At 63.1% G+C, this 7,539-nt stretch carries 8 protein-coding genes; 3 read left to right on the forward strand and 5 right to left on the reverse strand.

Annotated features, from left to right (window positions below; all coding sequences use genetic code 11):
- The 4 genes from AC1DTW_RS27790 to rpsL form a co-directional block, all read right to left on the reverse strand.
- On the reverse strand, positions 1–246 hold a 246-nt coding region (locus tag AC1DTW_RS27790), incomplete at its 3' end, for a GTP-binding protein (RefSeq protein ID WP_477980511.1).
- Between the two features lie 121 nt (positions 247–367).
- Positions 368–2,470, reverse strand: coding sequence for an elongation factor G (gene fusA / locus AC1DTW_RS27795; protein ID WP_477985224.1), 2,103 nt, complete (start codon positions 2,468–2,470; stop codon positions 368–370).
- A 78-nt stretch (positions 2,471–2,548) separates the two neighbouring features.
- On the reverse strand, positions 2,549–3,019 hold the full coding sequence (gene rpsG, locus AC1DTW_RS27800) for a 30S ribosomal protein S7 (RefSeq protein WP_056473237.1): 471 nt from the start codon (positions 3,017–3,019) through the stop codon (positions 2,549–2,551).
- A gap of 135 nt (positions 3,020–3,154) precedes the next feature.
- On the reverse strand, positions 3,155–3,532 hold the full coding sequence (gene rpsL / locus AC1DTW_RS27805) for a 30S ribosomal protein S12 (protein WP_047493174.1): 378 nt from the start codon (positions 3,530–3,532) through the stop codon (positions 3,155–3,157).
- Between the two features lie 234 nt (positions 3,533–3,766).
- Between rpsL and AC1DTW_RS27810 the strand changes: the two genes are divergently transcribed.
- Both AC1DTW_RS27810 and AC1DTW_RS27815 read left to right on the forward strand, forming a co-directional pair.
- Positions 3,767–4,228, forward strand: coding sequence for a PIN domain-containing protein (locus tag AC1DTW_RS27810; protein WP_477985226.1), 462 nt, complete (start codon positions 3,767–3,769; stop codon positions 4,226–4,228).
- Between the two features lie 106 nt (positions 4,229–4,334).
- A complete protein-coding gene (locus AC1DTW_RS27815; RefSeq protein WP_477985228.1) occupies positions 4,335–4,853 on the forward strand; it encodes a hypothetical protein in 519 nt (172 codons plus the stop codon).
- Here AC1DTW_RS27815 and AC1DTW_RS27820 read toward each other — a convergent pair.
- The gene (locus AC1DTW_RS27820; protein WP_477985230.1) at positions 4,850–6,367 is read right to left on the reverse strand and encodes a competence protein CoiA family protein; all 1,518 of its coding nucleotides are present in this window, start codon (positions 6,365–6,367) and stop codon (positions 4,850–4,852) included. The genes AC1DTW_RS27815 and AC1DTW_RS27820 overlap by 4 nt on opposite strands.
- Before the next feature lie 261 nt (positions 6,368–6,628).
- Between AC1DTW_RS27820 and AC1DTW_RS27825 the strand changes: the two genes are divergently transcribed.
- Positions 6,629–7,000, forward strand: coding sequence for a hypothetical protein (locus AC1DTW_RS27825; RefSeq protein WP_477985232.1), 372 nt, complete (start codon positions 6,629–6,631; stop codon positions 6,998–7,000).
- Positions 7,001–7,539 lie beyond the last annotated feature (539 nt).

Consider the following 7,539-nt stretch of genomic DNA (forward strand, 5'->3'; position numbering starts at 1 on the left):
GCAGTCGACGTGGGCGTAGTGCCGGTTCTTGGTCTCGTATTCGACGTGGGCGGTGTTGATGGTGATGCCGCGCGCCTTCTCTTCGGGGGCCGCGTCAATTTGATCGTAGGCCTTGGCCTCGCCCCCGAACAGCTTGCTCAGCACGGTCGTGATCGCCGCGGTCAGCGTCGTCTTGCCGTGGTCCACGTGTCCGATCGTCCCGACGTTCACGTGGGGCTTGGTACGCTCGAATTTGCCTTTTGCCATTTCAATATCTCCAGGGAGTAAAGAGCATTGCCAGTGAGGTGTTTAAGGTTTCCGGCGGAGTGCTGATTCGCGCGCCACTGGCAGCTCGCGATACCCCGCCGAAGACCGGCTCGTGTGTCTCTTACTTGCCGCGCGCGGTGATGATCGCGTCGGCAACGTTCTTCGGTGCTTCGCTGTAGTGCTTGAATTCCATCGTGTAAGTTGCGCGGCCCTGCGACATCGAGCGCAGCGTCGTCGAGTAGCCGAACATTTCCGACAGCGGCACTTCGGCCTTGATGACCTTGCCGCCGCCAGGCATGTCGTCCATGCCCTGCACCATGCCACGACGTGACGACAGATCGCCCATCACGCCACCGGCGTAGTCTTCCGGCGTCTCGACCTCGACCGCCATCATCGGCTCCAGGATCACCGGGCCAGCCTTGCGGCAACCGTCCTTGAAGCCGAGCGACGCGGCCATCTTGAACGCGTTCTCGTTCGAGTCGACCTCATGGTACGAACCGAAGGTCAGCGTGACCTTCACGTCGACCACCGGATAACCCGCGAGCACGCCGGCCGGCAGCGAGTCCTCGACGCCCTTGCGGACCGCCGGGATGAACTCGCGCGGCACCACGCCGCCCTTGATCGCGTCGACGAATTCGAAGCCCTTGCCCGGCTCCTGCGGCTCGATCTTCAGCACGACGTGGCCGTACTGGCCCTTGCCGCCCGACTGGCGCACGAACTTGCCTTCGACATCCGAGACCGCCTTGCGGATCGTCTCGCGGTACGCGACCTGCGGCTTGCCGACATTGGCCTCGACGCCGAACTCGCGCTTCATGCGGTCGACGATGATTTCCAGGTGCAGCTCGCCCATGCCCGAGATGATGGTCTGGCCCGATTCCTCGTCGGTCTTGACGCGGAACGACGGGTCTTCCTGGGCCAGACGGCCCAGCGCGATGCCCATCTTTTCCTGGTCGGCCTTGGTCTTCGGCTCGACGGCCTGCGAGATCACCGGCTCCGGGAAGATCATCTTCTCGAGCGTGATGATCGAGGTCGGATCGCACAGCGTTTCGCCGGTCGTCACTTCCTTCAAGCCCACGCAGGCGGCGATGTCGCCAGCGAGAATTTCCTTGATTTCCTCGCGTTGGTTCGCGTGCATCTGCAGGATGCGGCCGATGCGCTCCTTCTTGCCACGAATCGGGTTGTAGACCGAGTCGCCCGACTTCAGCACGCCCGAATAGACGCGCACGAAGGTCAGCTGGCCAACGTACGGGTCGGTCATGAGCTTGAACGCGAGCGCGGCGAACTTCTCGTTGTCGTCCGCATGACGAACCACTTCCTTGTCGTCGTCATCGTGGCCGGGGACCGGCGGCACATCGATCGGCGAGGGCATGAAATCGATCACCGCGTCGAGCATGCGCTGCACGCCCTTGTTCTTGAACGCGCTGCCGCACAGCATCGGCTGGATCTCGGCCGCGATCGTGCGCGTGCGGATCGCGAGCTTGATCTCGTCCTCGGACAGATCGCCCGACTCGAGGTACTTGTTCATCAGCTCTTCGCTGGATTCGGCCGAGGCTTCGAGCATGTTCTCGCGCCACTTCTTGGCTTCTTCGAGCAACTCGGCCGGGATCTCGCGGTAGTCGAACTTCATGCCCTGCGAGGCCTCGTCCCAGATGATCGCCTTCATCTTGATCAGGTCGATCACGCCGGTGAAGTTTTCCTCGGCGCCGATCGGAATCACGATCGGCACCGGGTTCGCCTTCAGGCGCACCTTCATCTGCTCGTAGACCTTGTAGAAGTTCGCGCCGGTGCGATCCATCTTGTTGACGAACGCAAGGCGCGGCACCTTGTACTTGTTCGCCTGGCGCCAGACGGTCTCCGACTGCGGCTGCACGCCGCCGACGGCGCAGTACACCATGCACGCGCCGTCGAGCACGCGCATCGAGCGCTCGACCTCGATCGTGAAGTCGACGTGGCCCGGCGTGTCGATGATGTTGATGCGGTGCTCGGGGAAGCCCATTTCCATCCCCTTCCAGAAGCAGGTCGTCGCGGCCGACGTGATCGTGATGCCGCGCTCTTGCTCCTGCTCCATCCAGTCCATCGTGGCTGCGCCATCGTGCACTTCACCGATCTTGTGGTTCACGCCGGTGTAGAACAGGATGCGCTCGGTGGTCGTGGTCTTGCCGGCGTCGATGTGAGCCGAGATGCCGATGTTGCGATAGCGCTCGATGGGGGTCTTGCGGGCCATGATGGCACTCCAAATGCGTGAGCCGCTCGCGGGTTCGTAAAAACCCGAGGAGCGGCCGGGACGGAAAACGAAAGAAGTTTAGAAGCGGAAGTGCGAGAACGCCTTGTTGGCCTCGGCCATGCGGTGCACTTCATCGCGCTTCTTCATCGCGCCGCCGCGGCCCTCGACGGCCTCGAGCAATTCGTTGGCCAGGCGCTGCGCCATGGACTTCTCGCCACGCTTGCGCGCCGACTCTTTCAGCCAGCGCATCGCCAGCGCGACGCGGCGAACCGGGCGAACTTCCACGGGAACCTGGTAGTTCGCACCGCCGACGCGGCGTGACTTGACTTCAACCATCGGCTTGATGTTGTTCAGCGCGGTGACGAAGATCTCGAGCGGATCCTTGCCCGACTTCTTTTCGACCTGCTCGAGCGCGCCGTAGATGATGCGCTCGGCGATGGCCTTCTTGCCCGATTCCATGATGACGTTCATGAACTTGGACAGATCGACCGAGCCGAACTTCGGATCGGGGAGGATGTCCCGTTTGGGGACTTCGCGACGACGAGGCATTTCTCTTCCTTTTGCTTCAGTTGGCGAGCTGCTTTCGCACCCGCCGCGGACAGCCTATGTGAGGCCATCCAACTTACTCGGCAAGCCGGGACGACTTGACGAATGATGATGCCAGCCTCTCGGCCGGCGTTGGCGTTACGCCTTTTTCGGACGCTTCGCGCCGTACTTCGAGCGCGACTGCTTGCGGTCTTTCACGCCCTGCAGGTCGAGCGAGCCGCGCACGATGTGGTAGCGAACACCTGGCAGATCCTTGACGCGGCCGCCGCGCACGAGCACAACGCTGTGCTCCTGCAGGTTGTGGCCTTCGCCGCCGATGTAGGAAATGATCTCGAACCCGTTGGTCAGGCGAACCTTGGCCACTTTACGCAGCGCGGAGTTCGGCTTCTTCGGGGTCGTGGTGTACACGCGGGTGCACACGCCGCGTCGCTGGGGGCCGCCTTGCAGCGCCGGCGACTTGGACTTCGTGATCTCGGTCTCGCGACCGTGACGCACGAGTTGGTTGATGGTAGGCATTGGTAACTTGTTCCCGTTTGAAGTCACTGATTTCCGGCGAACAAGCCAAATGGCCATGCAACTCTGGGAAGTGCGCCCGACTGGGACGATCCGGGATCGTGACGACCCTCGAACCTTGAATCCAGTCAAGTTGCCCAGCAAAGAGCGCAGCAGTGTCTGCCGAAAAGCCTTCTATTGTATGCCGATGCGCCAGGGCCTGCAAGACATCGCACTCGGCGCGGCGACAATGCCGGGATGGCCTTGCCCGACTCCGCCGCCTCGGCCCCGATCGTCGTGCTCGATACGAACGTCGTGCTCGACTGGCTGGTGTTCCGTGACCCTGCCTGCGGCGCACTGGGCACGGCGATTGTCGCCGGCGCCCTGCGCTGGACCGCCACCGCGGCGATGCGCGAAGAGCTCGCACACGTACTGGCGCGCGGCCACCTCGACGCCTGGGCACCCGACCTGCCGGCGCTGTGGTCGCACTGGGACCGCCACTGCGTCGGGGCGCCGACGCCAGTCCCCGGTGGGCCGCCCGGGCGATTGCGATGCAGCGATCCGGACGACCAGAAGTTCATCGACCTTGCGGTAACCTGCGGCGCCCGCTGGCTGCTGAGCCACGACCGCGCGGTGCTGAGACTCGCACGGCGCCTGCGCGAACGCGGCGTCGACGCGCTGCCGCCTGGCCGTTGGGCGATGTCCACCCTGCCCGGCTGACGCCCGCTCAGGGTGTTACGCCGAGGATGAACCGGCTTCCGTTACAACTTGCGCCGGACGGCGTCAGAGGCCGAAAACGACGATTCGGGGTAGCTGTACCGCAGGTATGGTTGCCCCGAACTTCATTTACGACATCAAGAAGGTCCCCTCCTACCTGCTGGGACTGGCCGAAACCCGCGCAAGGGCCGATGGTCAGGTGCTGCGCATTGAACAAGCCATGGCTGAGCTACAGACCGAGCTGGCAAAGGCACGCGAAACGCGGGCGTCCTGTGACGCGCTCATCGAGCGCTACAACAGCACCTTGGCCGCCGCGACCATAGCCCCCATCAAAGCCTGGAAGGGCCGGTACGGTGAGCGCGGAGCCCTCCTGGACGAGATAAAGCGGGTGGTGCGAGAGGCGTACCCCGGCTCGGTCACGTCGTTAAACATCGCTGACCACCTCATCCGTCATTTCCAGCTGGGCTTTGATGCAACAGCGTCAGACATCCCCGCCTCCATATTGGTCTTGGTCGCCCATTCTGCCGGGCAACAGTCGTCGCAACCAGTGGGGCTACGCCTTGGCGTCTGGTGGACCGGAAGACGGCCACCGTCGAGCGGCGCCGCTGGGGCGCAGCCTCAGGTCTAAGCCCTTTGCCACGGCGGCAACTCTCCCCCGGACAAGTACCGCCAGGAGTCCTCGGTCACTGCCATCGATTTGAGCAGTCCATGGAGATGTCGAGCGTTGCCCCCAGCAGCCTCAAGCAGCCTCAACGTGGCCCCGGCGCTGGGCTCATCGGCGCAGCACAGGAGCGCCACAGCAAAGTCATCGGGACGAAAGCCCGGCTCCATGTTGGATGCTGCATATTCGTGTGCCCACTTGCGAAGCCGGTCCTCGTCTGGCCAGACCGTCCGCCATGCGATTCGGTGTGGCTTCGCCTGGTGACGGGCGTCCGTGTCCGAAGGCTCCCGGCGGAAGGGCTCCGGCGCAGGTTTCTCGTCGACTCCGGCTTCGTGCGACCGCGCAGACGGCGGAAGCAGTCCGTCATGGGCCACGACGTACTGGCCTTCTAGCTTCTCAAGGAACCCACACTTCGCCAAGTAGGCGAGATACAGCCTGATAGCGGACTGTGCATGTGCACTGGACCGCTCGCGTACGCCGTACCGTTGAGCAAGCCAGCTTTCCATAATGGGCACTGAGTACACCGGCTGACCGACACGGTCGCCCTTGCCGCAACCGAAGATGAAGCGGGAGAAAAGTGCCCCTTGCCACATCTCCTTGGTGACCTTGAAGGCATCAACGCCTTCACGCACCTCCACCGCCAGGTGTCGTGGCCAGTTCTGTTCCGTAACGCCGAGTTCGTCATAGAGCCGGGCCCACTTTTCGGTCAGCGGGCGCTGACGGAACTCGTTGTTGCGCCGCTGAACTTCGTCACGCCTCCGCTGCCCTCGGGCTGCGTCCTCTTGACGTTCATCGGCCAGCCGTGTGAAAAGCAGAATCTCTGCGGCCCGCTTGGTTCGCCAATCGTCGAAGCCCGCCAGGAGGGCCGCTTCGTACTCCCCGAATCGCGGATGATGAATCCACGTCTTGCTCGCAAGGTCGCGCTGCAGATGGTCCGCCAGCTCGTCGAACGAGATGAGCTTCCCAACCAATGGGCGCAGGTCAATCTCAATGCAGGGGAGCTGCATTGAACGGATGTACCTGGCTTTCTCTTTGTCGACCTTGTGAGCGACACGAATCTCGACCGCGTACCTCTCGCCGCCTGCACCCACGCCCACGACGTCGGGCCGGATACTCTCAAGTTCCACCTCCGCCTGTGCGGATTCGAAGTGCCATTGCTTGATGTCGTGGTAGCTCGCTGTCGCCTGAAAGGTACCGAACTCAGGGTCGTCGCGACGCGCGGTCACGCTCAGCTGCGGTAAATCTAGCCAGGGCACCTCGGCCACAAGTTGCTTCGCCGCCATGTGCAGAGCGGTTTCGGCGCCACGGCGGCAATCGGTGTCGGCCTCGTGTCCGAAGTGCTCCACGCGGACGGTGCCCTTCCGAGCAATCAAGGTCCGCTTGCATCCAGGGCAGACGCAGTTGCATGCCTTCCCACGCTCGGCCATGCCGGCGTCAATCAGGCGCCCGTCAGGTCGAAGCCCAAAGGGCACGAGAGTCATGCTGTAGCGCCGCCAGGTGGTTCAGCCATGATGACGGCCCCGCTCAACGACGTCGACTGCGGGACCGAAGTCAAAGCTCCCGTACCCCTTCCGGCGTCACTTGGCAGCCTTCCATTCGCCGTCCACCCCGTAGTTGGCCGAGCCCTCCATCCCCGCCGCTTGGCACATGAGGTCATAAACAGTCCGCATTCCCCGTCCAGGCGTCATCTCTGCGGGAATCAGAACGTCAGGCAGAAGCAGGGACTTCCGGTCAAACCGGTAGTGCTGACTGCCATACAGGCCCGCACGGACTTCAAAACGTGGGCCGGGGAGACGCTGGCTGAACTTCTCAAGCTCGGCCTGTCGTTTGCAGTGGCCTGGACCCTTACCCAGGGCAACGAGGTTGCCGCTTGGGTTGTGATGACCGGCTACACGGCCTGGCGGTGGCTGCGCAAACTCTTCCTTTGGCGAGAGCTGGCGCCGAAGCTCAAGTCCGTCGAGTTGCTCACCAAGATGGAATGGGTATCAGAATCCTTCAAGCGGTTGGACTACAACCCCGAGGGCGCTCGACAGCGCATCCACGCGTTGATGCTCGAGGGGGCATCTTTCAGCCCTTGGGTTCTGAACCTTCTCGACAGACGGGTGAAGGAGTAGGCGCCGAATCAGTCGGCCACGAACATTGGCACCCCCGAGTTCGAGCTGGTCTTCGTCCGCACTTCCGCGAGGGGGCGGTCTGCTGGCCCCGAATATGTCACGGACGATGAAATAACGAGACAGGATTGAGGTCGAGTGCCCCTGCGAATGCGCGAATTGGTTGCTCCGCGTGGTCATTGAGAAAAGCAATAACGCGCCCGACCCTGTACAGGGTGCCGGACCCAAAAAACCTAGCATTGGTGCTGGTTTCCGGGCGGTCCTGGTTCATCCTCGGCGTAACACCCCCCGCTCAATCGGGATAGGAGCCGATCATCGCTGATCGGGCCCCTCCCACACCACCCGGCATGCGGGTCCGCACCGGGCGGTTCGAGAAGTTGAGGTCAGGAGAATCGCGGGACTCCCAGACAGTCGAAGAAGATGATGGGCAGCACGCGGTTCAGGCCCATGGCGCTGTTGCGCCACCAGCTTCTTGCGTTGCAGGCAATGCGCGCGGCCAGATCCGGCGTCGCGCCCAGCTTGCGCAGCTCGCGGAACATCGT

The organism is Rhizobacter sp. P5_A1 (assembly GCF_056400745.1).